At 48.1% G+C, this 26,989-nt stretch carries 27 protein-coding genes and 1 riboswitch; of the genes, 19 read left to right on the top strand and 8 right to left on the bottom strand.

The annotated features are described in order from the left end of the window. The first annotated feature begins 43 nt into the window (after window positions 1-43). From A8709_RS03650 to eutC, 3 genes are read left to right on the top strand one after another with little or no spacing between them, the layout of a single operon-like run. Window positions 44-1,516, top strand: coding sequence for an ethanolamine ammonia-lyase reactivating factor EutA (locus A8709_RS03650; RefSeq protein ID WP_065850833.1), 1,473 nt, complete (start codon window positions 44-46; stop codon window positions 1,514-1,516). Next, window positions 1,513-2,895, top strand: coding sequence for an ethanolamine ammonia-lyase subunit EutB (locus tag A8709_RS03645; RefSeq protein ID WP_065850832.1), 1,383 nt, complete (start codon window positions 1,513-1,515; stop codon window positions 2,893-2,895). Before A8709_RS03650 ends, A8709_RS03645 begins: the two co-directional genes overlap by 4 nt. Further along, the gene (gene eutC / locus A8709_RS03640) at window positions 2,888-3,580 is read left to right on the top strand and encodes an ethanolamine ammonia-lyase subunit EutC (protein ID WP_065850831.1); all 693 of its coding nucleotides are present in this window, start codon (window positions 2,888-2,890) and stop codon (window positions 3,578-3,580) included. The genes A8709_RS03645 and eutC overlap by 8 nt, the downstream gene beginning before the upstream one ends. Window positions 3,581-4,059: 479 nt before the next feature. Here eutC and A8709_RS34860 read toward each other — a convergent pair whose 3' ends face one another. Continuing rightward, on the bottom strand, window positions 4,060-4,164 hold the full coding sequence (locus tag A8709_RS34860) for a YjcZ family sporulation protein (RefSeq protein ID WP_208607630.1): 105 nt from the start codon (window positions 4,162-4,164) through the stop codon (window positions 4,060-4,062). Between the two features lie 165 nt (window positions 4,165-4,329). Beyond that, a complete protein-coding gene (locus tag A8709_RS35385; RefSeq protein WP_167356992.1) occupies window positions 4,330-5,121 on the bottom strand; it encodes a stalk domain-containing protein in 792 nt (263 codons plus the stop codon). A gap of 6 nt (window positions 5,122-5,127) precedes the next feature. After that, a riboswitch (cyclic di-AMP (ydaO/yuaA leader) is annotated at window positions 5,128-5,278 on the bottom strand. Window positions 5,279-5,433: 155 nt separating this feature from the next. On the opposite strand from A8709_RS35385, the gene A8709_RS03630 reads away from it, so the two are divergent. The 5 genes from A8709_RS03630 to lepB all read left to right on the top strand — a co-directional run bounded on the left by A8709_RS03630 (window position 5,434) and on the right by lepB (window position 9,223). Beyond that, window positions 5,434-6,090: a PspA/IM30 family protein gene (locus tag A8709_RS03630; protein WP_141692408.1), complete on the top strand. Its 657-nt coding sequence runs from the start codon at window positions 5,434-5,436 to the stop codon at window positions 6,088-6,090. 139 nt (window positions 6,091-6,229) lie between these two features. Beyond that, window positions 6,230-6,892 (top strand): cell wall-active antibiotics response protein LiaF, encoded by a 663-nt coding sequence (liaF, locus tag A8709_RS03625; protein WP_065850828.1) that lies wholly within the window; start codon window positions 6,230-6,232, stop codon window positions 6,890-6,892. 21 nt (window positions 6,893-6,913) lie between these two features. Further along, window positions 6,914-7,981, top strand: a complete 1,068-nt coding sequence (locus A8709_RS03620) for a sensor histidine kinase (RefSeq protein ID WP_065850827.1) — start codon at window positions 6,914-6,916, stop codon at window positions 7,979-7,981. A gap of 26 nt (window positions 7,982-8,007) precedes the next feature. Beyond that, on the top strand, window positions 8,008-8,655 hold the full coding sequence (locus A8709_RS03615; RefSeq protein ID WP_065850826.1) for a response regulator: 648 nt from the start codon (window positions 8,008-8,010) through the stop codon (window positions 8,653-8,655). Window positions 8,656-8,674: 19 nt separating this feature from the next. Beyond that, window positions 8,675-9,223: a signal peptidase I gene (lepB, locus tag A8709_RS03610; RefSeq protein WP_065850825.1), complete on the top strand. Its 549-nt coding sequence runs from the start codon at window positions 8,675-8,677 to the stop codon at window positions 9,221-9,223. A 160-nt stretch (window positions 9,224-9,383) separates the two neighbouring features. Here the strand turns inward: lepB and A8709_RS03605 are convergent, their stop codons facing one another. The 3 genes from A8709_RS03605 to A8709_RS03595 form a co-directional block, all read right to left on the bottom strand. Beyond that, window positions 9,384-10,625, bottom strand: a complete 1,242-nt coding sequence (locus A8709_RS03605; RefSeq protein WP_065850824.1) for an MFS transporter — start codon at window positions 10,623-10,625, stop codon at window positions 9,384-9,386. 167 nt (window positions 10,626-10,792) lie between these two features. After that, window positions 10,793-11,260 (bottom strand): MarR family transcriptional regulator, encoded by a 468-nt coding sequence (locus A8709_RS03600; RefSeq protein WP_065850823.1) that lies wholly within the window; start codon window positions 11,258-11,260, stop codon window positions 10,793-10,795. A 150-nt stretch (window positions 11,261-11,410) separates the two neighbouring features. Further along, on the bottom strand, window positions 11,411-12,139 hold the full coding sequence (locus A8709_RS03595; RefSeq protein WP_065850822.1) for a hypothetical protein: 729 nt from the start codon (window positions 12,137-12,139) through the stop codon (window positions 11,411-11,413). A 130-nt stretch (window positions 12,140-12,269) separates the two neighbouring features. On the opposite strand from A8709_RS03595, the gene A8709_RS03590 reads away from it, so the two are divergent. After that, window positions 12,270-12,716, top strand: coding sequence for a GNAT family N-acetyltransferase (locus tag A8709_RS03590; protein ID WP_065850821.1), 447 nt, complete (start codon window positions 12,270-12,272; stop codon window positions 12,714-12,716). Between the two features lie 41 nt (window positions 12,717-12,757). Here the strand turns inward: A8709_RS03590 and A8709_RS03585 are convergent, their stop codons facing one another. Next, the gene (locus tag A8709_RS03585) at window positions 12,758-13,120 is read right to left on the bottom strand and encodes a hypothetical protein (RefSeq protein ID WP_065850820.1); all 363 of its coding nucleotides are present in this window, start codon (window positions 13,118-13,120) and stop codon (window positions 12,758-12,760) included. Between the two features lie 190 nt (window positions 13,121-13,310). On the opposite strand from A8709_RS03585, the gene zwf reads away from it, so the two are divergent. The 4 genes from zwf (at window position 13,311) to A8709_RS03565 (ending at window position 18,682) form a co-directional block, all read left to right on the top strand. Continuing rightward, window positions 13,311-14,846, top strand: a complete 1,536-nt coding sequence (gene zwf, locus A8709_RS03580; RefSeq protein WP_065850819.1) for a glucose-6-phosphate dehydrogenase — start codon at window positions 13,311-13,313, stop codon at window positions 14,844-14,846. Window positions 14,847-15,031: 185 nt separating this feature from the next. Then, window positions 15,032-16,105 (top strand): metallophosphoesterase family protein, encoded by a 1,074-nt coding sequence (locus A8709_RS03575; protein WP_065850818.1) that lies wholly within the window; start codon window positions 15,032-15,034, stop codon window positions 16,103-16,105. 46 nt (window positions 16,106-16,151) lie between these two features. Continuing rightward, the gene (locus A8709_RS03570; RefSeq protein WP_065850817.1) at window positions 16,152-17,735 is read left to right on the top strand and encodes a peptide chain release factor 3; all 1,584 of its coding nucleotides are present in this window, start codon (window positions 16,152-16,154) and stop codon (window positions 17,733-17,735) included. A gap of 128 nt (window positions 17,736-17,863) precedes the next feature. Further along, window positions 17,864-18,682, top strand: coding sequence for a YheC/YheD family protein (locus A8709_RS03565; RefSeq protein WP_084224640.1), 819 nt, complete (start codon window positions 17,864-17,866; stop codon window positions 18,680-18,682). On the opposite strand, the gene A8709_RS03560 is transcribed toward A8709_RS03565, so the two are convergent. Further along, the gene (locus A8709_RS03560) at window positions 18,677-20,002 is read right to left on the bottom strand and encodes a putative bifunctional diguanylate cyclase/phosphodiesterase (RefSeq protein WP_279615843.1); all 1,326 of its coding nucleotides are present in this window, start codon (window positions 20,000-20,002) and stop codon (window positions 18,677-18,679) included. The genes A8709_RS03565 and A8709_RS03560 overlap by 6 nt on opposite strands. A gap of 318 nt (window positions 20,003-20,320) precedes the next feature. Between A8709_RS03560 and A8709_RS03555 the strand changes: the two genes are divergently transcribed. From A8709_RS03555 to A8709_RS03540, 4 genes are all read left to right on the top strand, one after another. After that, window positions 20,321-21,355, top strand: a complete 1,035-nt coding sequence (locus A8709_RS03555; RefSeq protein ID WP_065850815.1) for a LacI family DNA-binding transcriptional regulator — start codon at window positions 20,321-20,323, stop codon at window positions 21,353-21,355. A 110-nt stretch (window positions 21,356-21,465) separates the two neighbouring features. Then, complete coding sequence (locus A8709_RS03550) at window positions 21,466-22,605, top strand: Gfo/Idh/MocA family protein (protein WP_065850881.1); 1,140 nt, start codon at window positions 21,466-21,468, stop codon at window positions 22,603-22,605. Window positions 22,606-22,634: 29 nt separating this feature from the next. Beyond that, window positions 22,635-23,267, top strand: a complete 633-nt coding sequence (locus tag A8709_RS03545; protein WP_065850814.1) for a ThuA domain-containing protein — start codon at window positions 22,635-22,637, stop codon at window positions 23,265-23,267. A 20-nt stretch (window positions 23,268-23,287) separates the two neighbouring features. Further along, window positions 23,288-24,382, top strand: coding sequence for a Gfo/Idh/MocA family protein (locus A8709_RS03540; protein WP_065850813.1), 1,095 nt, complete (start codon window positions 23,288-23,290; stop codon window positions 24,380-24,382). A gap of 513 nt (window positions 24,383-24,895) precedes the next feature. Here the strand turns inward: A8709_RS03540 and sspI are convergent. Continuing rightward, entirely contained in the window at window positions 24,896-25,099 is a 204-nt protein-coding gene (sspI, locus tag A8709_RS03535; RefSeq protein ID WP_065850812.1) for a small acid-soluble spore protein SspI, read from the bottom strand. Window positions 25,100-25,263: 164 nt separating this feature from the next. Between sspI and A8709_RS03530 the strand changes: the two genes are divergently transcribed. Further along, a complete protein-coding gene (locus tag A8709_RS03530; protein ID WP_065850811.1) occupies window positions 25,264-25,923 on the top strand; it encodes a potassium channel family protein in 660 nt (219 codons plus the stop codon). Between the two features lie 8 nt (window positions 25,924-25,931). Beyond that, the gene (locus A8709_RS03525) at window positions 25,932-26,729 is read left to right on the top strand and encodes a TrmH family RNA methyltransferase (RefSeq protein WP_065850810.1); all 798 of its coding nucleotides are present in this window, start codon (window positions 25,932-25,934) and stop codon (window positions 26,727-26,729) included. Window positions 26,730-26,989: the final 260 nt, after the last annotated feature.

Here is a 26,989-nt window from a genome sequence, read left to right as displayed (position 1 = left end):
TCTGTGTGGCGTCTTTTTCATTCTAAAGGGGTGAGGATGAACCTTGAAGGAAACACAGCTCATCAGTGTAGGCCTTGATATCGGCACCTGTACGACCAAATTCGTTCTAAGTGAAATCACGATCGCAGCGCGAGGTCCGTCTTTTACAATTTCGCAGGATGCGATCGCAGCACGAAAGCTCTTGTATGCCAGCCCGATGTACCGGACACCGCTTACGGACCACGTCACGATAGACGCGATGGCTTTATCAGAGCTTTTAGAGGCAGAGTTGGGGCACGCTGGCGTCGGATTAGCTGATATCGGAAGCGGCGCTGTGATCATGACGGGCGAAACCGCGACGAAAACGAACACCGAAGCGCTGCTTCACAAGCTTGCGGAGCAGGCTGGTGCTTTTGTGGTGGCGACAGCTGGAAGCGATCTGGAAGCCATCATGGCAGGCAAAGGATCAGGCGCAGCAGAACGCTCACTGAGGCTGCACAACACAGTAGCCAATATGGATATTGGCGGCGGGACTGCGAACGTCGCCTGGTTTCGCAACGGCATCCCCATGGCAACTGTTACTTTTCATATGGGCGGAAGCCTTATTCGTTTGAAGACGGACGGGACGGTGACCTATGTGTCGCCTGCGATTCATGACTGGTTAGTGATGAATAGGCTTGCTATTGCGCCTGATCAGATTGCCGACAGCAGCGTCATTCATCAATTGACGAGGCAGATGGCTCGAACAGTAGGTCATTTTCTTGCGAGTGGAAACCATGATCAAGCCGCAACAAATGGAGCGAAGCTTTTGGTTCTCGGCGAGCTTCCGACACAGATCCCGCAAGCTGATGAATGGATGCTGTCTGGGGGAATTGCAGCTCTAGCCACAGGTGCTTCAGTCACAACTATGGCAGAGATATCGCAATATGGTGATATCGGACCGGCGCTTGCGCAAGCCATTCAAGAAACGTTCACGGAGCTGGGATTTACACTTGTAAAGGCTGCCCAAACACACCGAGCGACCGTCATCGGAGCGGGTCTACAGAGTATGGAGCTTAGCGGGTCGACTGTCCATGCGGATGCAGGCACGCTACCTATGCGCAATGTGCCGATCGTGCAGCTTCAGCTTCATCTAGAGGCAGACACATGTCCAGAACAGCTGAACCAATTGTTCGAATCTGCCACGAGACTATATGGAAAAGTGGAGAAGGCACCTTTTGCTATAGCTCTGAGCTCTCCATATGCCTTTACATATAAACGATTACAGGAGCTTGCGAATCATCTCATCCCACTAATAACCCGCTATTTGGCAGCGGAACAAACGGCAGTTATCCTCTGCGATCAAGATATAGCCAAAGCATTGGGCCAATTATTGTCCCTTGGATGCCAGGGAAAGCCTCGCATCGTCTGTGTGGATGGCATTCACCCCAGCTTCGGTGATTATATCGATCTTGGCGAGCTTATTGCGAACCGAACGATCCCCGTCATTGTGAAGACGCTGGTGTTTCCTAAAGAATCTCATGAGGTGAGCCCATGAAATTGAAAACGTCGATTGGCGGCCGTGTTTATTCATTTGGTCATTTGAAAGAAGTGTTCGGCAAAGCGAATGAGGAGCGCTCTGGTGATGATTTAGCAGGTATCGGTGCGTCTGATCTCAAAGAAAGAATCGCTGCTAAAGCCGTGCTCGCAGATCTCCTGCTCTCTGATATCCGAAATCATCCTTTGCTGCCTCCCGAGGAAGATGAGGTATCAAGAATCATCGAGGACAGCATAGATGAGGCCGTTTATGGACCGATGAGTGGGTGGTCAGTATCAGAGCTTCGAGAGTACATCTTACGGACGGAAACAACGGGAGATGAGCTCCTGCGTATATCGAAGGGGCTTACGAGCGAGATGATTGCGGCTGTTGCGAAAATGATGACGAACCTGGATCTCATCCAGGCGGCCTCACGTATTGAGGTTCGAACGCGGTGCAATACGGAGATTGGTCACAAAGGTACGTTAAGCAGCAGGGCCCAGCCGAATCATCCGACGGACTCGCTGGAGGGGATGCGGGCTTCACTCTACGAGGCGTTAAGTTATGGCATCGGTGATGCCGTCATCGGGATTAATCCCGTGACAGACAACGCGTATACGACCAAAGCCTTGCTGGAAGCTGCTAAGGAAGTCATGGATGTCTGGCAGATTCCTACACAGAACTGCGTCTTGGCGCATGTGACAACACAAATGGAGGCAATCAAGCAAGGGGCGAGAGCAGATCTGATTTTCCAAAGTTTGGCTGGGACGGAGAAGGGCAATCGTGCTTTCGGTATCGACAAACGGCTGTTGGACGAAGCCAACGACTTGATTAATAGCGAGGGAAGCGCGCAGGGGCCGCATCGGTGGTATTTTGAGACGGGGCAAGGCTCAGAGCTCTCCTCGGATACTCATCACGGGATCGACCAAGTGACACTTGAGGCGAGATGCTACGGTTTGGCTAGGGTGTATAAGCCTTTTCTCGTGAACACGGTCGTTGGCTTCATCGGACCTGAGTATTTGTACAACAGCAAGCAGGTCATACGGGCGGGGCTTGAGGATCATTTTATGGGCAAAATGCATGGTCTCCCAATGGGGGTTGATGTGTGCTATACGAATCATATGAATGCCGATCAAAATGATATGGATTCTCTAGCCGTCATGCTCGCCACCGCGGGTGTGAATTTCCTGATCGGTGTACCGATGGCGGATGATTGTATGCTGAATTATCAATCGCTGAGCTATCATGATATCGCCACAATACGAGAATTGTTCGGGCGTACGCCTGCGCCTGCTTTCCGCGATTGGCTGCAAGAGAGGGGCATATGGGTCAATGGCACCTTATCCCCGCTGGCTGGAGATCCAACGCTTTTTGTGCAAGGAGGTCGCAAGGATGGATGAGCTTGATAGAATGAAAGCAACGACCCCCGCACGCATTGGTGTTTCCAGATCAGGGACACGTCCGCTCACGCATGAACTGCTGAAATTGAGATGGGACCATGCGAGCGCAGTGGACGCTGTACAGCAGGAAGTGAGTGAGGCATTCCTTGCGGAGATGGGATGGTTCGTCGTAGAGAGCTGTGCAACCGACAAAGATATGTATCTGAAACGTCCGTACTTAGGAAGAGCTCTAACGCAAGCGAGTAAGGAGGAGATTAAGGCTAATTGTCAGCCGTCACCCCAGGTGCAAATTGTCATTTCCGATGGGTTGAGTGCCAGCAGTATTGAAGCCAATCTGCGGGACTTGTATCCGGCATTACGGGATTCCTTACGGCTTCGCGGATTAACAGCGGGAACGACGTTTTACGTGAATCGGGGACGTGTCGGATGCATGGATGCGATAGGTGACTTGTTGAATCCAGAATGTCTGGTGTTGCTCATTGGTGAAAGACCAGGCCTCATGACTGCGGAGTCATTAAGTGCTTATATGTGTTATAAGCCAAGAACGGGGAGGACGGATGCGGATCGCTTGGTTATTTCGAATATCCATCGAGGCGGTACACCGCCTATGGAAGCGGGCGCTCATATCGGAGGCGTACTCGAGCAAATTTTGATGCAGCGAACAAGCGGCGTTGATTTTATGTAATTTTTTATAAAACATGTAGGTCCTTCCTGGCGGAGCGCTTTGGCTGGAGCGAAGCGTAGACAGCGTTCTATGCCGCCGAGTCGGAGCTGCTGCTCCATGAGACGGTGCATCCGCTGAGGGGATGGATCCTATCCTAACATTTGGGCTGATAGGCTTGGTTCGTCAAGCAGATAAGGCAGCTGAAATTGCTTATTCACTTGATTGCCAGCTGTAATGAATGTTTAAGCAAGCTAAGGGTGTTTATGTATGGGAGATTTGCTCGGAATGCTGCTAAGTTAGTCTGAAAAGCACATACGGTGGGCTTATGTTGGGAATAGTCATCCTCTTTGAATGAATAAGCAAGTTTAGAATGCTTATTCTAAATAGGGTGCTCATGAACAATAAGACCGTACCCTCCTGAGAGGATGCGGTCTTATTTTGTGTAATTTGATATCTAGCCTGCGAATACGAGTATATTCGAACGATAATCGGGATAAGGTCTAGTAGAAAGTAGCAAGAATGATGACAAGCAGCACATAAAGAACAAGAATAACGCCTGCAGAATTTCCGTATCCTGGCGTTCCACAATTATCTACATATGACATAGTATCCCCTCCGGGTTTCAAATTGTTGTGGGTTAAACACTATACAGCATATGATACCGTGATATTCGTTGATTGGACGAATGCCCTATTTGAGAGGAGAAGAGCCTGGTTATAACAAAAAAGCTGAGCTCGAGAGCAATCTCGAAATCAGCTTTTTCGTCATCATTAATTTGAAATATTGTACACTTTAATCTTTTGAATACCGAAGCTTTGCAAGGATTTCTTGGATCCTGGGATAAAGATGTCCAAACGGTTTCCTTTAATGGAACCACCTGTATCCGTTGCATAGACGTACATGCCGCCTTGTGGAAGTCCATCGAAGGAATATCCTTCAATGTAGAGCTTTGAACCAAGAGGAATGACGGATGGATCTACAGCAACTGTTCCCATTGCCAAGGGGTTACCCATGTAATCGATAGCGCCATAGCCACCATTTTCGGAAGGATCTGCTGAATAAGCGGTAGATTCGAACACTTGATAATCTGGCATATGCCGTTGGCCATCTTTATTTAGAATAGCTAGATTACTGCTTGCATCCCATTGTACAGGGATTCCTGCAGCCGTTGAGAGAAAACGCAGCGGCACATACACGCGTCCATTCTGATATTGAGAAGCCGTGTCCAATTGGACAGGCGCATTATCAATGCTAGCTTCTTTTTGCCCAGAAAGTAAGGAGATCGTATGTTGGTCGTTGGTTAATGTAACCTTAATTTGATTTCCTTGTTTTTGCCAATCCACCGTGTAGCCCAACTTCTCAGTAACGAACCGAAGTGGAACTTGGGTGCTGTGGTTGCCATCCAGAAATGGCTGTGCATCCGGGAAATGAATCAGACTGTCGTTGACTTGCACTTTCACTTCCATGCCAGCTGCATGAGCTGAAAATGGGGAAAGAAAGCCTCCTGCCAATACTGTCAGTGATACAGCAAGGCTAGTTAACCCTTTAGTAAGCTTATTCAATTGGTAATCCTCCTTCATTTGCGCCTCCGAGGTTAGTTGACGGGTTCGGGAAGAAGGTTCTCCCTAGTCTGCTCCAAGCCGAAGCAAATATTCACCCCAAGTAAATCGTCCCCCGTACTAGTGCTTTTTGTGGCACCAGACTCGGCTCCAAATAGTTTATCACTGCAGCTAGGCTTGGACAACGACCAAAATATGGGCGAAGCCTCATGAACTGGACTTAGGTCTAGGTTCAAAACAGTCGGGAGTCGGTTTTGAGCATCCTAGAATTGCGTTAAAATAGGAGTATGAAGAATGGATGAGGGGCGAAGGAATATGACGAAGAATCGAGAGCAGGATCTTAACCATATATTTGATCGGATTGGCAAAATGGCCGAAACCGTCTGGCAGGAAGCCATCGGTAAGACGAGAGCGGGTGCTCCTGACAGTACCACGATAGCGAAGGTCGAGGCGCGTTACGATGAAGCGCTTGAGACGGCCATTGCACTGCGCGGCCACATCGCGCGCGCCGAAGAGATGGCGCAGCTGCGCGCCGAGCAAGCCGAGCTCGCGATGCGAGCGGGCGAAGAGGATCTCGCGCGGCTGGCGCTGGAAGAGAAGCTGCGCGAGGAAGCCGCGTGCGAGCACTACCGCACGCAGTACGCGATCTGCCAGGACACGTGCCTGGCACTCGCTGATCAACTGCACCGGCTGCGTTCCGGGCACGTAGCCGAGGATGTGCAGCCGCCGCGTGGCGGGCTGCACGGTGCTGATGCTCGCGACACCTGGCGCGAGCTGGAGGTCACCGGCCGCGAGCTTGGCCGGGAAGCTCTGCAGGGGCTCCGCATCGCGGGCCGCCTGTCGAAGGAGACGCTGAAGGAAGCCGGAGGCAACCTTCAGCAGGAGCTGCGCGCGCTGCGCAGCAAGCTGCAGCACGACTGGCAGCACGAGCAAAGCAGCCGCGAGGAGCGAGACCCGCGCGATAAGAAGTAGTCGTTTACGCTGTACTTGTGACCTCCACGATAGCAAACCCTTGCGGGACAAGGATTTGCATCTTGGAGGTCGTCCATTCTTGTGGTATGCTAGGAATCGTATGAACGAAAGACAAATGGCAGCCAGAGGAGGTGCATCGATGGGAGAAGACACGAAAAATAACCGCAGCCGGAATACAGCCCTTGTGCTGATAGGAGCCGGTGTTTTTTTGCTTCTGGATCATACCATTGGCTTTTTTCCCATTCTCGCGGTCATCCTTATTCTGCTGGGCATTCATCGTGTTCGTTCACGTAAGGAGCGCAAGGGATATGTGCTAATGGGAGTTGGCGCTGTCATCTTATTTGGGGATCATATTACCATCGTGGTAGCGGTTGTTCTGATTTCACTAGGTTTATTCTTCATTCGGTCGAAACAGATCCATAAAGATGACACATATATTCAAAAACAAAAGATTGTTGATAGTGTTCGCCTCGGCCGTGAGCCTTGGATTCTGCGGAATACCTCGACATGGTACATGGTGGGAGAAACCTATATTGATCTCTCGCTGGCCATTCTAGAACAAAAGGAAACAACAGTCATCCTGCAAGGCATTGTGGGGGATATTGATATAAAAGTACCTGATGATATCGGTGTATCCGTGACGTCGTCCGTCATGTTTGGACAGCTTCATATTGCTGAAGAACGAGAGTCTGGCGTGATGAACAAAGTCGTGTGGCAATCGGAGAATTATCAGCATGGCGACCATCGGGTGAAACTCATACTCTCTTTTATCGTAGGAGATATCAAGGTCAAAGTATTGTAACGACTGGGGGTTCATCACCAAGTGGACGGCTATAAACGACGATTAACGAATATGATATGGCGAAGCATGGGGGAAGCGATCCTCTATAGCTTCGCTGTCTTCGGGGCAATCATTTACTTTTTAAACTCCAGACATATGATTGATGCCTTCAGCAGTTGGCAGGAGGGTGTCAAATTTTCATTCATGGCCATATTGATCTTGGGTGGTATCGGCGCTGTGTTCGGCTATTGGAACAGCTCTAGGGTAACTCGTAGGCTTGAGCCGATGATGGAGACGATGATTTTATTAGAAAAAGGGACGTTCGCCCGCGGCAGTTTGGAAAATGGGGAAGATGAGATCGGACGCCTCGGCGAGCAGCTTGGCCGTATTATGAAACGGTGGGAGGAGCAAGTGACCTCACTCCAACGGTTATCCAACCATAACGCTGAGCTTACAGAGAAAGCGAAGCTTTCTGCTGTCATTGAAGAGCGTCAGCGTTTGGCACGTGAATTGCATGATGCGGTGAGTCAGCAATTATTTGCGATTTCGATGACGGCAACTGCCGTTGGCCGGACGCTGGATAAGGATTTTGAGAAAGCGAAGCGTCAAATTCATCTGATTGAAGAGATGGCGTCTGTGGCGCAATCGGAAATGAGAGCGTTGCTGCTGCACCTACGACCGATTCATTTGGAAGGAAAACGATTGTCCGAAGGACTGGTTGAGCTATTGAAGGAGCTTGCAGCGAAGGTGCCCATGGCGATCTCGTGGGATATGGACGAAGAGGTCCGTTTGAATAAAGGGATTGAAGATCACTTATTCCGTATCGTGCAAGAAGCACTGTCTAACGCGCTGCGCCATTCCAAGGCGAATAAGCTGGAAGTGAAGCTGCTGCACCGTTCTGATGGTGTTCGACTGGTCATCCGCGATGATGGCGTCGGATTCCAGTTAGATGCGAAGAAGCTGACTTCGTACGGGATCGTGTCTATGAAGGAACGTGTGAATGAAATTGGCGGATCGGTCGATATCATAACGGCACCTGATCGAGGAACTCGCATTGAGATTCGTGTACCTATATTATTAGCAAGCGATCCTGCCGTGATCGAGAATTAGCTTTGTACATAGAGAGGGAGAAGCGAATGGATGACACCTTGATTAAAGTACTACTCGTTGATGATCATGAAATGGTGCGGATTGGACTTGCGGCTGTACTGGGAACCGAGGATGGGATTGAGGTTGTTGGTGAGGCTAGCAATGGACAAGATGGCATTCGACTAGCACAAGAGTACCGTCCTGATGTTGTACTGATGGATTTAGTGATGGAAGGTATGGACGGTATCGAAACAACCAGAAGATTGCTGCAATTATATCCGGAGTGCAAAGTCATTGTGTTGACGAGCTTCTTAGATGATGAGAAAATGTATCCAGTGATTGAAGCGGGGGCTTTCAGCTATTTGTTGAAAACCTCGCGCGCTTCCGAAATCGCCCAAGCGATTAGAGCCGCGGCCAAAGGACAGTCGATTCTGGAATCGCAGGTTGCTTCCAAGATTATGAATCGTTTCCGTCAACCGAAGCCGGCTGCGGAACCGCATGAAGAATTGACCGATCGTGAAATGGAAGTACTTCGCCTGATCGCCAAGGGCAAATCCAATCAAGAACTGGCAGATGATTTATTCATTGGTGTAAAGACGGTGAAATTCCATGTCACCAACGTACTAGCTAAGCTTGGTGTAGAAGATCGCACACAAGCGGCGATTTATGCCTTCAAGCATGGACTAGCGGAATAACACGAGGGAGCGATACGAATTGAATGTAGTCAAACAGATATGGAGCTGGTTTGGTTCCATCGCGATTTCCTTTGTTATCGTCGTGTTTCTCGGCGTATTCGTGTTCCAATCGACGCGAGTTAGCGGACATTCGATGGATCCGACGTTACACGACAGTCAACGTGTGTATGTATCCAAGCTTTCGCATACTTTTCATTACGAACCCAACTACGAAGATATTGTCATTATCGACTCTAGGGTTGACCTGAAGCGTACGTTTAAAAATGATTTGATGGACAGCCCCTTACTTAGCTTATTCGTCCGCGGCGATGATAAGCATGTATGGATTAAGCGAGTGATTGGCAAACCAGGCGATCAACTTGAGCTGAAGGATAATCAGATGTATCGCAACGGGGAACTGTTAAATGAGACCTACATTAACGAAGAAATGCGAGCGAATGGCAACAAAAAGTGGACCGTTCCCGCCGATCATATTTTCGTGATGGGGGATAATCGGAATAACAGCATGGATAGCCGTGTGATTGGGTTCATCCCGATTGACCATGTACTAGGTAAAAAGTTGTTTTAGTGTAAAAGGAGCTAAGCGCATTGTTCGCGCTTAGCTCCTTTTCTTTACCACATTAGAAAGTATAAGTTTTCGGTTCCCGAAAACGACTTGATAATTGGCGATAAAAACTACCTATAAAACGCGGTCGCACATCCTCGAAGTACTTCGATAGAAGTTTTTCTCAATTTACGTGCGCAACTCGCTTATACAAAACCGGAATTGCCGCGGCTATGAGGATCATACCCATAAAAGCGGGTGCGGCATGACCAAATGATACATAGATTTGACCTCCAATGATAGGTCCAATCATTCTTGCTAAAGCCTGAATGGATTGGCTGCCTCCTTGAATTCTTCCTTGTTCACTAGCATCGACAGACTTGGAGAGCATCCCATTGAAGGAAGGCCCAAAGATCGAATCACCGAAACCGAAGATAAACATGCCAGCGATTAATAGCGGATAGAAGGTGAACAGAGCTGATAGCGCAATAAGGCAGTAGCCTATAATTTCTGCAACCATGCCAACAATTGCAATCTGTTTATCAGAAAGTTTTATCAAGAGCTTGGGCATGATGAACCCCTGTGAAACGATGTCTTGGATGCCCATAATTGAAAACATAAGTCCGATTAGGGCAGGCTTCCAACTGAAAGTATCCATTGTAAATTGTGAGAAAACGGCTTGTAGTGATCCGTTGGGGATCCACAGTAAGAACGCTGAGATCAGTAACCTCTTTAAGTTTTTCGTGGAAAGCAGGTTGGCAAGTTGTGTAAATGGATTCAGTCGTACAAAGGAAATCTCTTTCAGTCTGTTCGTCTTGCCAAGACTCTCAGGCATATAAAAGAGGCCATAAACAACATTCACTAATGTGATGATTGCTCCAAAATACAGGGGTGCAGTATAGCTAAACTTGGCAAGTAATCCGCCTAGTGTTGGACCAATGACAGTGCCTACACCGACAACGGCACTCACCCATCCAAAGTATTTGGTTCGCTGTGCTGGAGGAATGATGTCTGCGAAATAGGCGAAGATCGTGCTTATGCTCCCGCCTGTTACCCCTTCGATGATGCGCCCAGCAAATAGGACCCATAGCGCGCCGCCTATGCCAAAAACGAAGTACCCGATGGCAGAACCCAATAGGCAGATTAAGAGCAAGGGGCGACGGCCATATTTGTCGCTCAAAGCTCCAAGAACGGGGGCTGCAAAAAACACGCAGACGGCATAAACAGAAGTCAACAGGGTAACAACGATTGCTTGTTCTCCTGGAAAGCTAATATAAGGCTGTACTAAGAAGGGGACGACAGGTGCTATGATACTAAAGCCGATACCGCAAAGAAACACCGAGATAAGACCGAATAGTAAAGCATGTTTATCAACGGTTTGTTCGGAGTTCGGATCATGGTTGCTTTGTGATTTAATTAGGGGCATTGGATGTTCTCTCCTAAAAGGTGATGGTATTGATTCCTTGGAAACAAAGTCATCGTATCGCAATTTTGTTTCCTTGTCAACAAATTTACAGCAATAAAAAAGCAGCCCAATCTCAATTGAGACCAGCTGCCTATGGATTCATTTTCATATTCATATGGATTGGATTGCTACTTACTATCTATACCCACTTTCTTTATTTCTGCATCCAAATGCTTGCAATACTTGTCCACGAAGCTAAGCATACTGTCATATTGTTCCTCGGTAATCTGTTCGAATACAGCTTTATCCCGCTCTTGAAACTCTTGGTGCAGGTCCTCATGAATGTTATAAATGACTTTCCCTTGCTCCGTAAGCTTAAAATAGATTTCTTTCTTGTTATCCGACTTCTGGTAGCTCTCGATGAGGCCTTTTTCTATGAGTTTCTTTGTTAATTTACTAATGGCGCCGCGAGTCATATAGAAAAACTCTGCAAGTTTAGTCACGTTGGAATCTATATTTTTTTCAATGTATTCTATGCAGTGTACCTCAGTAGACGTATACCCCTTAAGACTCTCTTCCATCTTATCTTTATTAAGCCAAACAATCCTGTTGTATAAGTCCCTTAGACCCTTTAAGACCTGATCTTCTTTGTTCATGGCCTGTCCTCCCACCCGTTGGTGCATTACCCCTATTATATAATAAATCTTTGTTTCTATTTCAACAATATGTAGGGTAACGCCGGAAAGGCCTTGGCCCGATGAGATTCAGGACCAAGGCCTCATAACTGAATTGATTTTACTGCGGTCTCACATCTTCGCATCCAACAAAATGCCGCGCATCGGAACCGGCAAATACGACTGTAGTTGCGATTGATACTGTCCATATGGCTTCAATGGTGATGAAGACAATTGGAAAAATGAAGCGGATGGCAGCTGCTGCATCCGATTAATCGTGTTCACGAGAGAGCTGGCAAAGCTGGTTAAGTGGTTTAAACTCGTAGAGACGGCACTAACTTGACTCTTCATCTGGCCAACGAGTGTATCCACATCTAAGCCGAGTTGCCCAGTATCCTGCTTCGTAATCCCAAGTTGCTTCAGGGAGAGGGGCTTAGCAGCGACTTCCAAACCTTGAAGGAATGCACTGTTCACTAAATCAGGTGTGCCGACTAACTGATCCTGAAAGTCATTATATGTTTGAATAAAGTCTTGTATCTTCTGGGTGAGAGCTGCTTGCTGATCTTCTGCCGAACTGGAGGCGGGTAACGCAGTAGAATTGGAAGTTAAATTAGAGCTCGTCGTAATCAAGGTCTGAGCCGATTGCTTGACCGTCTGTGCAGATTTGACGAATTGCGATACATCTTTGGCCGCCGCTTGAGCGAACTGTTTGTAAGCGAGCTCTTCATAAGGAAGATCCAGCATTCTGCGAATCGTATTCGTTTTGCCGCCGGATACAGCACTTACTGCGCCAACACGATAATAGTCCTTGTGGGTTTGGTATCTGTTCACAGCCATGATGGATGGATAGGCATTAATCATGAAAGTCACCTCATTTCACATACGTTAAGTATATCACTTGCGTAGACTGGGGTAAATTGGTACTTGGGGGGTCAATTGCAGGTGAACTGACATAAGATAGCATTATTGCTTCTTGTGGAGGCGGTGCCATGTGATTCGCAAACGTTTGTCTACTATTGACGACGCTGCTATATACCGATTAGTTGTCGAGCAATTAGTTCCATTTTCCAGAATGTATGCTTCGGAGAACTCGGTCACCTTTGCTGAGATTCGTAAGCGATTAAACGGGAATAAAACATTCGTTATGGCTAAAGGATATAAGAAGCCTTACGGCTTCATTTCCGTCATGCGCAAATCAAATGTGCTCTTCATTGATATGCTTGCTGTGGACGCACGCGAACAGGGGAAGGGTTTGGGACATTCGCTGATGAAGATGGCTGAAGATTACGGATTAAGTGAGCGCTGCCGTACCGTCGAGCTCTTTGTCGATGATAGCAACCCGAAAGCGATTCGGTTTTATACCAAAAGGGGCTATGAGATTGATTCGTATGTACCCGAACTGAGCTGTTACCGTATGAGTAAGAAAATTAGGCGTTGAAAAAAAGGGCTGTAGATGAGCTGAATCCACAGCCTTTGTATTCATTCACTGAACAGCGCCGCAATGTAGTCAATTTGAATATCCACAGGACCTGTTGGTCTAGGTGCGGGTGCAGGGCCTCCAAAGAGGGGAAGACCGAAGGAAGAAAGCTGCTCGGTGCTTTCCGCTGATGTTGGCATATCCCGCTGGACGGGCTGTTTCTTTCCTTTTTTAGCTATCGTGGTTTTCGTTGACTTGGGAGTCGAATTGAGTTTAGCTTGTGGGCTGTCATTCAAAATTAGCTTGTTTTTCTCAATGCGACTGACGATTCCAGCGAGTTCAACACCATTATTCAAAACCAGTAGAACAGGCTTTCCGACAAGGCTTCTGCACGTTTTTTCAGTGATGGGGTGAAAGGCTTGCATGGGATGAGGCACCTCCGTGTGGGTATGTACTGTTAGCCTATGCCAGGCCTTGCACATCGGTATAGACGAATGTCTAGTTTCTTATAAGAAAAAGTTATGGAAGAAAGTACGTAGAAAAGTTGAATAGCTTGACAATTTTAGGTATGCTAAGCATATTAACTAATTCTAATAGAGAAAGAATGATGCATAGATGAGTGGAGCTGTGTTTTATATTTTCGGGGCAACGGGGGATTTAGCGAAAAGAAAGCTGTTTCCAGCCTTTTATAGCCTGTACCGCGAAGGCAAACTGGGTGACAATTTTGCAGTTGTAGGTCTGGCACGCAGACCGCGTACGAATGAGCAATTCCGCGAAGACGTGAAGAATTCGATTCAGGATTTTGCTCGTTACAAAAATACGGATGCGGCGGAATGGGAGCAATTTGCTCAGCGGTTTGAATATATGTCACTCGACATTAATAATGTGGATGGGTTCCATGAACTGAATGACCTGACGGCTAAGTTGGATGAGAAATACCAAACGGGCGGGAACCGTCTGTTCTATTTAGCTCTGGCGCCTGAATTGTTCGGCAATGTATCGTACAATTTAAGCGAAGGCGGCTTGCTCAAAACAAAAGGCTGGCATCGCCTTGTTATCGAAAAACCTTTCGGTTACGATCTGCCATCGGCTGAGCGCCTGAATGGACAACTTCGTCAAGTGTTCGAAGAGAAAGATATTTACCGTATCGATCATTACCTTGGCAAAGAAATGGTGCAAAATATCGAGTTCGTTCGTTTCGCGAATGCATTCTTCGAGCCGCTTTGGAATAATAAATACATAGCTAACATCCAGATCACACTTAGTGAAACGGTCGGGGTTGAAGAGCGCGGTGGCTACTATGACCACTCGGGTGCCCTTCGTGATATGGGTCAGAATCATATGCTGCAAATGCTGATGATGATGGCGATGGAGCCGCCAAGCCGCTTGCATCCGGAAGATATCCGCGATGAGAAGGTGAAGGTGCTGCGCTCCTTGCGTCTGTTTGAAGACGGCAATGATGTGCGTGCGAATGTCATTCGCGGTCAGTACGCTGAGGGCTCTGCCAAAGGCAAAGCGTTGCCAGCATACCGTGAAGAGGACAACGTGAACCCGCAATCAACCACAGAAACGTATTTCGCAGCGCGTGTACACGTGGATAATTTCCGCTGGGCGGGAGTGCCGTTCTACATTCGTACGGGGAAAAGACTGCCGGTCAAAACAACAGAAGTTGTGGTGGAGTTCAAGAACATCCCGAACAACGTCTATTTGGCTAAAAAGCATGAGTTAGAGCCTAACTTACTTGTATTCCGTGTGAATCCGATGGAAGGCATCTATTTGAAAATGAACGCGAAGCAGCCTGGTTCAGAAGGTGTAATCGTACCAGTAGCGATGGATTTCTGCCAAAGCTGTCAGATCGGGATCAATACGCCTGAGGCTTATGAGCGTTTGCTGTATGATGCGACACGCGGAGATTCCACCTACTTTACACGTTGGGATGAAGTTGCGCTTGCTTGGTCTTATGTGGACCGCATAGCAGCTGCTTGGGCCGAACAGACGGAAGATCTGAAGCACTACCCTGCGGGCTCATGGGGTCCTGAAGAAGCGTCGAAGCTTCTGAGCGATGATGGGTTCAAGTGGTGGCCGATTAACGGTCAAAATGAAGGGGAAGTCGATTGGGAAGCTATTCAGAAAACAACCGTATTGGCTTAAATATTCGGTAGCTTATCCAGCAGGCCCATGCGGCCTGTTGGATTTTTTAAGTTATAGAATTTATATATTTCACATCATAATTTTGATTGTATCCATTCCACATACGGGACATCTTATAACGCCTTTATTTGTGGTATACTAGATCATAAAGCTATTTTGCCAATTAATACACTTGAGGTGCATCGATGTCACGAAGAGCGTTTGTGCGATGGCTGCTCGCCATTGGGGTTGTTTTAGTAGGATTAAGTGCATGGTTTAGTGTGCTGGTGAAGAAGAAATTCATTCAGGAAGGTCAGCCAGCTATTGCGCCAGCAGGCAGTCCAGAGCCTCCCCAAGCTACGGCAGAGCCCTCGGAGGAACCTTTGCCTCTTGGACCCTTGATGTCCTTTTTTATCCTAAGCGATTTACATGTGACGTCGGGTGATCCCCAAACCATCAAGAAGCTGCGCCAAGCGCTGGATGATGTGACTCATTTCGATGGTCCCGTGGATGCGATTATGTTGACAGGGGATTTGACGGATACTGGAACAGAACGCGATTATAAGGAATTGCGCAGCATATTGAGCAGTTATAAGCTGCCTCCCGTTCATGCGAACATGGGAAATCACGATTATTACACCATCTGGATTAACAAAGCGAACGCTTGGGATCAAGATGCTGTCCCGAATGGCAAGAATGATGCATTAAGCCGAGATCAGTTCAAGCATTTTATGAGCTATAATACCATTTATAATGATTTTACAACGAATGGACACTCGATCCTACTGTTATCGCAAGAAGCTTATGTGCAAGAGAAGCCCGAAGTGGGTGAAGGCGCATGGTACTCAGATGAACAAATGGCTTGGTTCAAAGAAAGAACCAGCCTTTTATATAAGCCAGGAAGGCCGCTATTTGTTATGACGCATCAGCCTCTGCCGCCGATTGGCACTGATGGTGCGACACACCAGCTCATTCGAGCGATCCAGTTCAGAGAGACGTTAAAGTCTTACAAAAATGTTTTCGTCTTCTGCGGCCATCGCCACCAGGATTTCCAGAATGGGACACCGCATTATGTTCAGGAAACGTTCCATTTTTTCCATAATTCCTCCGTCGGTAGGACGCTTAACCGCGCTTATCAGCAAGATGCGAAGAATAAAGCGCAGGGAATCTATGTTCAAGTATTTGCGGATAAAGTCGTGGTGCGCGGCAGGGAATTCAGCAACCGTACGTTCATTGAAGAAGCGAACTGGAGCATTCCGCTGGAGAAAGCTCACGTTTGATGCCGAGAAAGTCTATATGTAAAAGAAGAAGGGAATAAACGAACACATGAAAACGCAACTCACTAAACTTCTCGAAACGGAAGTCGCTAAAAGACGGACGTTCGCGATTATTTCTCACCCGGATGCCGGGAAAACAACGTTAACCGAGAAACTGCTCTTATTCGGGGGCGCAATCCGCCTTGCAGGAACGGTAAAAGGCCGTAAAGCCAGCAAGCATGCTACATCTGACTGGATGGAAATTGAAAAACAACGTGGTATCTCTGTAACGTCAAGCGTGATGCAGTTTGATTATGAAGGGCACCGTGTCAACATTCTGGATACACCGGGTCACCAAGACTTCAGTGAGGACACTTATCGTACACTGACTGCCGCGGATAGCGCGGTGATGTTGATTGACGTGGCCAAAGGGGTCGAGACCCAAACGAAGAAGCTTTTCCAAGTGTGCCGAATGCGCGGGATTCCCATTTTCACCTTCATCAACAAATTGGACCGTGAGGGTCGCGATCCGTTTGAGCTTCTAGAAGAGCTAGAGGAAGTGCTGGGCATTCGTTCGTATCCGATGAACTGGCCGATTGGTTCAGGCAAGCAGTTCTGCGGCGTGTATGATCGCGGGAAATCCCAGTTGGAGCTTTACCAAGGGGATGACCATAAGGATATTGAAGTCCGCAAGGTGGATGGCGTAGAAGATCCATTAGTCAAACAAATCGCTGGCGAATTCCTGCACAAGCAATTGTGCGGAGATATTGAGCTGCTGGATGTGGCTGGGGATCCTTTTGATATGGAAAAAGTGATGAAGGGTGAGCTGACGCCTGTATTCTTCGGGAGTGCGGTAAACAACTTCGGGGTGCAGACGTTCCTTGAGAACTTTCTGCAGCTAGCGCCAAAGCCAGAGCCGCGCACAAGCACAGCTGGTGTGATCGAGCCGACGAGAGAGAAGTTCTCAGGCTATGTGTTCAAAATTCAAGCGAATATGAACCCTGCTCACCGTGACCGTGTAGCTTTCCTACGTATCGTTTCTGGGAAATTCGAACGGGGCATGTCCGTGAAGCATGTTCGTCTTGGCAAAGATATTAAGCTGGCACAGCCGCAGCAATTCCTAGCGCAAGATCGTGATATCGTGGAGGAGGCTTTCCCCGGGGATATCATTGGTCTGTTCGACCCAGGTATTTTCCGGATTGGCGATTCCCTGAGTGAAGGGGAAGAGGTCATCTTCGATGAGCTGCCAACCTTCTCGCCGGAGCTGTTCAGCAAGGTTTCCATTAAGAATGCGCTGAAGCAAAAGCAGTTCCTCAAAGGGATTGATCAGTTAACCGAAGAAGGGATGATCCAAGTCTTCACGACGATTGGCTTCGAGGACATGATTCTTGGTGTCGTTGGTCAACTCCAATTTGAAGTACTGGAACATCGGATGAAATCCGAGTATGGGGTAGATATTCTTCTGCAGCGTCAGAATTATCAGTTCGCACGTTGGATCGTTGATGATAAAATTGACCCAGCGAAGTTCCGTATCAACTCACAACTCGTTAAAGATAAGAAAGGGAACTACGTTGGCTTATTCGAGAGTGAATATGCGCTTCGTTCTTCCATTGACAAAAACCCAAGTGCACAGTTCTTAACGAGTGCTCCATAAAAGATAGATAACGAAGAGGCGTTCCTGATCAAGGTCAGGGATAGCCTCTTCTTTGCATGCTGAGTCGCCAATGAATCGTTGCCTTCATACACTAGGATGGGGTAAATATTCGAAACTGGAGGCATCAGATGAAGAAGCGTACAACGAAACCGCTGAACTTAAAGAAGCACATCAGGAAACCGTTAAGCTTGAATAAGGCAAGGTACGTGAGCAGTAAAATTGGGAAAACAAGAGCCATTGAGGCGAAGGACGACCTTCGTAAATATATACCGCTCACCAAAAGACTTACAGCCGCGACCTTAAAGAATATGTTAGAAAAATATAGAATGGTCTATGTGAAACCCAACGTTGGGATGTTTGGAAATGGTGTGATACGTGTCGAGCAAGCTGGAGATGAAGCAGTGAAGCCCTATTCGTTCCAAGAGGGGGTCCGACTCCAACGATTCAAGACATACAAGGATCTATATAAGTCGCTCTCGAAAGTGACCAGCAAACGGCCTTATTTAGTTCAGAAGGGGATACATTTATTGACCTATAAAGGGAACCGATTCGATCTGCGTGTCATGGTACAGCAGACGCCCGGGCACAAATGGGAGACAACCGGCATCATCGGCCGTGTGGCACATCCAAGGAAGATTGTTACGAATTTTCATAATGGGGGCACATTGAAATCTGTTGACACATTGCTGAAGTCATACTTACCTCCAAGCAAGCGAAAAGGGTATGTTGGGCAGCTTCAGACCATGGGTGTTCAGGTGGCTAAGGCGATCAACGCCCGCTATAAAGGGGTTAAAGAGATTGGGGTCGATGTAGCCCTAGATAAAGACCTGAATCCTTGGATTCTAGAGGTGAATACGAGTCCTGATCCGTATATTTTCCGAAGATTAAGCGATAAGCGCATATTTGCAAAAATAAAAAAATACGCGAAAGCCTACGGCCGGTTATGAAATCATAACCGGTCTGTTGTCTTCGCGATGAAAGGTTAATTCAATTTCAGCTGCGGAAATGGGTGGGCTGAGCAAGTAGCCTTGGATTGTGGTACAGGTGGTTTCTTTGAGAATATCGAGCTGCCCGACTTCCTCGACCCCTTCGGCCACAACTTGAATATTAAGGGCATGTCCGAGATGAATGATGGCATTCGTGATGGCCCAATCGTTGGAATTGCTTTGGATATTTTTTACAAAAGAACGGTCAATTTTGAGGCAATGGATCGGGAATTCCTTCAGGTAATTCAAGGATGAATAGCCAATTCCAAAGTCATCAATGGAGATGGAGATACCTTTGGCACATAGCTTATCTAGAACGGCGATTGTTTTCTCCATGTTTTGCATTATCGAACTTTCGGTAATTTCGAATTCGAGGTACGCAGGATTAATGCCCGTTTGCTCAATAATGTGAATCGCTTTATCAGCGAACGCCTCATCCTGAAATTGGCAGGGTGAAATATTAACGGCGACCTGATAATCGAGTTTATTTTCGGCTAACCAGCGTGCTTTCTGGAGACAAGCTTCACGCAGCACCCATTCGCCAAGCGGCAGAATAAGACCGGATTCCTCCGCGAGAGGAATAAAATCGGCAGGAGCAATCATGCCATATGTTGGATGGTTCCAGCGAACTAAGGCTTCTAAGCAAATAATTTGCCCTGTTGATAATTCGAGCCGCGGTTGATAGTACAGGAGAAGTTGATTCTCCATGATCGCTTTCCGAAGATCGGTTTCCATTTGAATTTGACTAGCGAAGAGATGTCTGGTTGGTGTTGGTGTGGGTTGATAGGTGATGAGTTTGTTTTTGCCAGTTTGTTTGGCGACAAGAAGTGCTTGCTCAGCCTGACTTAAGGCTTGTGAGATGGTCTCCGTGGTCAGGGAAAGAGCGCTTAAGCCAAAGCTTGCGCTTAGAAAACATTCTTGACCCTGCCATGAAAAAGGAACGGCAAATACTTGTTGAACACGATGTAGTGTGGCTCCAAGCTCATCTTGTGTGTGTGCACGAAGAAGAAGGGTATATTCATTATCGCCTGAACGGGCAACGAAATCGAGGTCCTCGAGCAGTTGTAATCGGCGACCTATTTCTTGTAATAGAAAATCTCCGCATGCATAGCCCAGTGAGAAATTCACTTGGCGAAAACGATCCACATCGAAGACAAGAAGTGGACGTAGTGGAGATGAGGAAGCATGGAATGATTTGCGAATCACATGCTCTAAGCGTTTTAGCAGCTGCTCACGAGTGTGAACACGAGTGACTTGTGATCTGCTTTTGAAAGCATCGATCGTTGTTAAAGCTGCGAAGTGAAAATGGCGCCAGATTGCTTTCAGTTGCTATCACTCATTTCCATCTCAAAGTTGTCACATTACCTTTTATCATAAATCGCGGAGCGGATTTAAACAAGATTAACAGTTTGCTTTTATGACAAAAAATGGTCATTATTTTCGCGTATATTGATGAAAACTTAATGAAAATGTCGAAAAATGACGAACGATACATTGGGGGAGTTTTTCTGTAATTTGTGTTGACAAAAATGACGTTTGGATGAGAAAATGTACGCGTGTACATTAGTGTCGGAAATGAAGAGAAAGGAGCTAAGTAACATGGTAACGAGAAAAGAGGTTGCTGAGTTAGCCCATGTTTCTGAGGCGACCGTATCTCGTGTGTTTAATGGGTTGGGCCCGATGAAAGCTGCTACCAAGGAACGTGTACTTGAAGCTGCCAAAGTGCTTGGTTATCATCCTAATGCGATTGCACAAAGCTTCGCACGGAGGCGCAGCGGCAACTTGGGTGTGATCCTTCCGTACATGCCGAAGGTGCATTTGTTTTCCGCATTTTATTTCGCAGAGATCTTGAGCGGGATTGGTGAGCAAGTCCGAGAACAAGGCTATGATATGCTGCTGTCCTTGCTGACACCTGACGATGAGTTGGATTATGGCCGGCTATATCGTTCGCAAAAGGTTGATGCCTGTGTCATCTTGGGAGCGCGAGATACCGAATCCCAGCGAAACTCACTGATACAATTACAGGAGCAAGGTCATTCATTTTGTTTGGTCAATCAACGATTTGAGGGGCTTTCCTTCTTAGAAGTTGATGCAGATCATGTGGAGGGCAGCTATCAGGCGGTGCGGCATTTACTGGCCGAAGGGTATCAAAAAATCGCTTTCCTTAATGGATCACCCCAGTATTCCAACTCGTTGGATCGGCTTCATGGCTATGAGAAAGCGATGTTAGAAGCGGGTCTTACGATAGAACCTGAGCTTATGTTTGAGGGGAATTATAGCCGGACGAGCGGCTACGAGGCAGCGGCCAAGCTGTGGGAGATGCGTGATCGGGTTGAGGCGATATTCGCCGCAAATGATCGGATGGCCATCGGTCTGATGCAAGGTCTTCGTGAGCGAGGCTGGGTAGCTGGACGAGATTTCGCAGTTATCGGCTGCGATAATTCGGATGCAGCGAAGCTCAGTGATCCACCGCTTAGCTCCATAGGGGTTCCCTTCTTTGAGATGGGGAAGCAGGCGGCACGCGCTGTGCTTGCTCGTGTTGGGCATGGAGCAGTCGAGCACGAGCTGCAAGTGAAACTGCCTACAGAGCTGATTGTTAGGCAATCTTCGAGGATTGGCAAGGGTGGAGTGTAGAGCGTAAGGCGTAAGGCGTAAAGAGTAAAGCGTAAAGCGTAAAGCGTAAAGCGTAAACTTAACACACTTTGGGGAGGCGTGTATCTGTGAAAAAAACATTTAATATCGGAATGATTGGCTATAAGTTTATGGGTAAAGCGCATAGCCATGCTTATAAAGATTTACCTATGTTTTTCCCGCAGACGGCGATTCCGAAGATGAAGCTCATCTGCGGTCGGGACGAAGACGGCGTGCGTCAGGCAGCCGAACAATTCGGCTGGGACGGGTATGTCACCGATTGGCGCGAGCTGGTCACGCACCCTGATATCGACGTGGTCGATATCAATGCGCCCAGTGATGCGCACAAGGAAATTGCATTGGCGGCGGCGAAGGCCGGCAAGCATTTGTTCTGCGAGAAGCCGCTGGCGCTGACCCTTGCGGATGCAAGGGAGATGCTGGAAGCGGCGGAAGAAGCGGGCGTGAAGCACATGGTTGGCTTCAACTATCGTTTTGCGCCAGCGGTACAGCTGGCGAAGAAGCTCGTGGAGAGCGGCCGTCTCGGCCAAATCTACCACTTCCGTGCTTGGTTCCTGCAGGATTGGATCGTTGATCCGACATTCCCGTTGGTGTGGCGCTTGCAGAAGGAGATCGCAGGTTCAGGCTCGCACGGCGATCTGGGCGCGCATCTGATCGATCTCGCGCACTTCCTTGTGGGTGACATGACCGAGGTCATCGGGATGAGTGAAACGTTTATCAAAGAACGGCCACTGCCGACATCGATGACAGGTCTTAGTGCCAAAGGCAGCAAAGATGCGCCGCATGGTCCTGTTACGGTGGATGATGCGACCTTATTCATGGCGCGCTTCGCGAATGGCGCATTGGGCAGCTTCGAGGCCACGCGTTTTGCACCAGGGCATCGGTGTACGAACTCTTTTGAAATTAACGGCAGTAAGGGCAGTGTGAAATTCGATTTCGAGCGATTAAATGAATTGCAGGTTTATTTTACAAGTGATGATGAGGATGTTCAGGGCTTTAGACGCGTTCTAGCGACAGATGCCTCACACGCCTATATGGATGCTTGGTGGCCGGCAGGACATACGATTGGCTATGAGCATACCTTTGTGCATGAAGTTGTCGAGTTGATGACAGCGCTGTCAGAGGATCGTCAGCCAGTTCCGAATTTCGTTGATGGCGTCAAGTGCCAAGAGGTGTTGGAAGCCGTGGATCAATCTATCGCGCAGCGTCGTTGGGTGAGTATTAGCGAAGTATAGAAGGGCTATGGAGAGAGGGAGAGGTTAACATGAGTCAAAAGCAAGCTTTGATCGTATGGGGTGGCTGGGATGGTCATCAACCCGAGGAGGTTGCGGGGATTTTTGCAGGCCTATTACGGGAAGAAGGCTATGGCGTTGAGGTATCGGATACGCTCGATAGTTTCCGTGATGAGGAACGTTTGGCGCATATCGATCTGGTTGTTCCTGTGTGGACGATGGGGAAAATAGAGAAAGAGCAGCTAACCCCTCTGCTTAATGCAGTCAAAGATGGCGGAACAGGGATTGCTGGGTGTCATGGCGGAATGGGCGATTCGTTTCGAAATGAGGTTGAGTATCAGTACATGGTAGGCGGCCAATGGGTGGCGCATCCGGGGAATGACGGAGTTACATATACGGTGCGGTTGAAAGATCGCGAGCAGCCATTGACTCAAGGCATGGAGGATTTCGTCGTCGTTTCTGAAAAATATTACATGCATGTGGACCCTGCGATTCAGGTACATGCGGTGACTGACTTCGGCGATGTAGAAATGCCGGTTGTTTGGACCAAAACATACGGAGCAGGCAAAGTGTATTATAATTCACTCGGCCATCAAGCCAATATTGTTCGCATGCCAGAAACATTAGAATTGATGCGACGCGGATTGCTTTGGGCAACACGCTAACTATAGGGGGAAATCAGGCGATGAGTAAGATGAAGGTTGGCATCATTGGATGCGGAAATATAAGCGCTGCTTATATGAAAAATATTCCGACTTTTGACCACTTGGAATTGGTCGCGTGTGCTGATATTGATGTGAGTAGGGCACAGGCGCGTGCTGAGGAGTTTGGGATTCCTCATGCGTATACGGTGGAACAATTGCTCGGTGATCCTCAAGTAGATATCGTGATTAATTTGACGATCCCCGCTGTGCATGCGGCGGTGTGCATTCAGATTCTGGAAGCAGGCAAACACGCTTATGTGGAGAAGCCGCTGGCGGTAACACGGGAAGAAGGTTTGCAAATTCTTGAGGTGGCTAAGCGCAAAGGGCTGCTCATCGGAAGTGCGCCGGATACGTTCCTTGGCGGCGGTATTCAAACCTGCTTGAAGCTGATTGAGGATGGCTGGATCGGTACTCCGATTGCGGCTACTGCATTCATGATGAGTAAAGGGCATGAGAACTGGCATCCAGATCCAGAGTTTTACTATGCCAAAGGCGGCGGACCGATGTTCGATATGGGGCCGTACTATTTAACAGCATTGGTGGCATTACTGGGCCCAATTCGCCGCGTAACGGGTTCAACAGCGGTTAGCTTCCCAGAGCGTACGATTTCCAGCGAGAAGAAACGCGGACAAAAGATTACGGTCGATACGCCAACGCATATTGCGGGCGTGTTGGATTTCCACAGCGGGGCGATTGCTACGCTCGTTACGAGTTTCGATATTATGGGCGGCACGCAGTTGCCGAACATTGAAATCTACGGCAGCCATGGCTCGCTGCGTGTGCCTGACCCGAATACATTCGGCGGTCCGGTGTTGATTCGCAAAGGCGGTTCCGATTGGGAACCGATCCCGTTATCCCACGGCTACAAAGACAATTGCCGCGGTCTAGGTGTTGCCGCGATGGCGCAGGCGCTAATCACGGGCGAGAGCTCGGCGCATCGTGCGAATGGCGAGCTAGCGTATCACGTGCTGGAAGCGATGCACGGCTTCCATGATGCGTCGGACAGCGGACAGCATTATGTGATGCGGAGCAGCTGTGAGAAGCCGGCCGCGATGATTCCACATACGGTACTATAGGTGAAAATCCTCCTCGCAATAGGTTGCGAGGGGGATTTTTTTGATTTTTTCGGTGGTGCGAATGCGAACGAGTGACATGCTTCTAGTTGATGCTAATCGTGCGTCAATGCGGTAACGAATAACGATAACGAATAACGAATATCGAATGCTCCCGCCCGCAAAATCGCAAATTTATATAATAGGGTAAACGTGTGGGCTTATTCGACTGAAATGATGGAAGAATGATTGCATAAGCAAGGCTCGAGTGCTTAAATGTTGTGAACTAGCCGGAGTGCGAGGTTATGTAAGGTAATAAGCACTTGCTGTGGTCTTAATTAGTGATGTAACAGGAACACTATTGTCATAAGCAAGCTCAGATTGCTTATTGTACTGGCTTTGATTAAACCGCTATGTTGTTATAGAAGCAATGGGGAAAAATCTAGCCAAGGAATGCCTGAGCAGACCTCAGCTAGCTTGTTGGGAATTATTTTTTAACATGCGAATGGTCCAAGGCCTGATCTTAATCCGTCGATGTTACTCGAGCTGAGCTTTCAGTGTTGCGACGAGGGTATCCTGCGTACTGGCTTCACTATGCTGCCAAATGATTTCAAAAAGCACACCGAGTCCAGGCAGAACCTTCTCTTCTCCACCAATGGAATCTTCAATAATTTCCTTCAGTTCCTCATTTGTTTTGTTATTTACTCGCTGGAGGATGGCCTGTCTTAGGGTGATATTCATTCGTGGACCTCGCTTCCATTTTCATTATCGCTATTAATATGTGCAGATGAAGCAGGGTTCATCCTTCCCACTGTTCCCCAACTTGCCCCTTGTACAGGAGTTAGAATACCCTAATAAGTGTGGTATAATGGGAGTTATTCTTGGAATTTGGAGGAACGTGAGCGGTGAGAAAACAATTCGCGATCATCGGGATGGGCAGATTCGGCTCTGCCATTGCCAAAACGCTATCACAATTAGGGTTCGAGGTTCTAGCCATTGATCAGAATGAAGACACGATACAAGAAGTTTCCACCTATGTAACGCATGCCGTACAGGCTGATTCTACCGATGAAGAAGCTATGCGAGCGTTGGGTATTCGGAATTTTGATGTTGTGGTTGTGGCCATTGGGGAAGATATTCAAGCGAGCATTCTGACTACATTAATTCTTAAGGAATTGGGCATAGCTACGACTGTGGTTAAAGCTGTGAATGATCTTCATGGGAAAGTACTTAAGAAAATTGGTGCTGACAAAGTTGTCTATCCCGAGCGTGATATGGGGCAGCGTGTGGCGCATCATTTGATTTCATCCAACATTATTGATTACATAGAACTTTCGGCTGATTACAGCATTGTAGAAATGAAAGCGTCCAAGCAGATGATTGGCAAAAGCCTGCGTCAACTCGATGTGCGCGCCAAATACGACTGTAATGTGATCGCGATTAAACAGAATGAGAAGATGATTATTCCACCTAGCGCGGAAGAGGCGTTGAAACAGGAAGATATTTTAGTTATTGTGGGTAAAAATTCGAGTCTTCAGACTTTAGAAGTAACTTTTGCGGAGTAGGTACATTCATGACGAGTTCATATATCGAAATTATGTCGGTTCAAAATACGAGAGTGAAAGACTGGGCTCAGCTCCTCGAGCGGCGCGGCCGCGACAAGCAAGGCAAATATATCATTGAAGGTTATCATTTGATTGAAGAGGCTTTGAAGGCCGAGGCGCAGGTGGAAGTCATCCTTTTTCTTGCGGAAAAAGGGTTGCCAACCGAGCTGTCTGCACTTGCAGATGAGACGGTCGAGTGGGTAGGCGTTAGCCAGGCTGTACTTGCCAAATGCTCTGACGCCCAGACCCCGCAGGGGGTTGTGGCCGTAGTGGCGCGGCCGCAGCTGGGCATGGACGAGCTGATCGCAGGCGAGCATGACCTGGTCGTGGTGCTGGACGGCGTCCAGGACCCGGGCAACCTCGGCACGATCATCCGCAGTGCGGATGCCGTCGGGGCTAAAGCGGTTGTGCTCGGCCGCGGCACGGTCGATCTGTACAATCCCAAGACGATCCGCTCGACGATGGGATCGATGTATCATCTGCCGATTGTGGAGGCAGATTTATTGGAGCTGTTGCCGCGCGCGCGTGAGCGCGGCGTCAGGCTCGTGACCACGAGCCTGCAGGCGCAGGGCTCGTGTTATGACACGGACCTACGGCAGCCGACGTGGTTGATCCTCGGCAACGAGGCCAAGGGCGTGTCGCCGGAGGTGGCCGCGCAGTCGGACGTGCAGGTCATTATTCCGATGCGCGGCAAGGCGGAATCGCTGAATGTGGCGATGGCGGCTACGGTTTTGCTTTTTGAAGCGGCTAGGCAGCGGATGCTGTAAGTGGGTCAAATTCCGTTATCAACATCTGTGAGTTGTAATTCACTTTGTCACCGTTTGTAATATTGTTTGTCATCGATTTGGAACGTAGATTTGTCACAACTAAGACTGTCCCGATGTGGCTCAAAGCCTGGATACATCGGGATTTTTTATATTTTTTTAAGTTGGATTTTTACTTATCATTTTAAAAACGCTGAAAAATAACTTTGGAAAATAACCTCGAAATTCTCTGTAATGACTCTTGTCACAATTCGTAACCATTT

The organism is Paenibacillus pectinilyticus (assembly GCF_001700435.1).
Classification (GTDB): Bacteria; Bacillota; Bacilli; order Paenibacillales; family NBRC-103111; genus Paenibacillus_E; species Paenibacillus_E pectinilyticus.
Note: the sequence above shows the minus strand (reverse complement) of the source record. Positions and strands in the feature narration are given on the sequence as shown.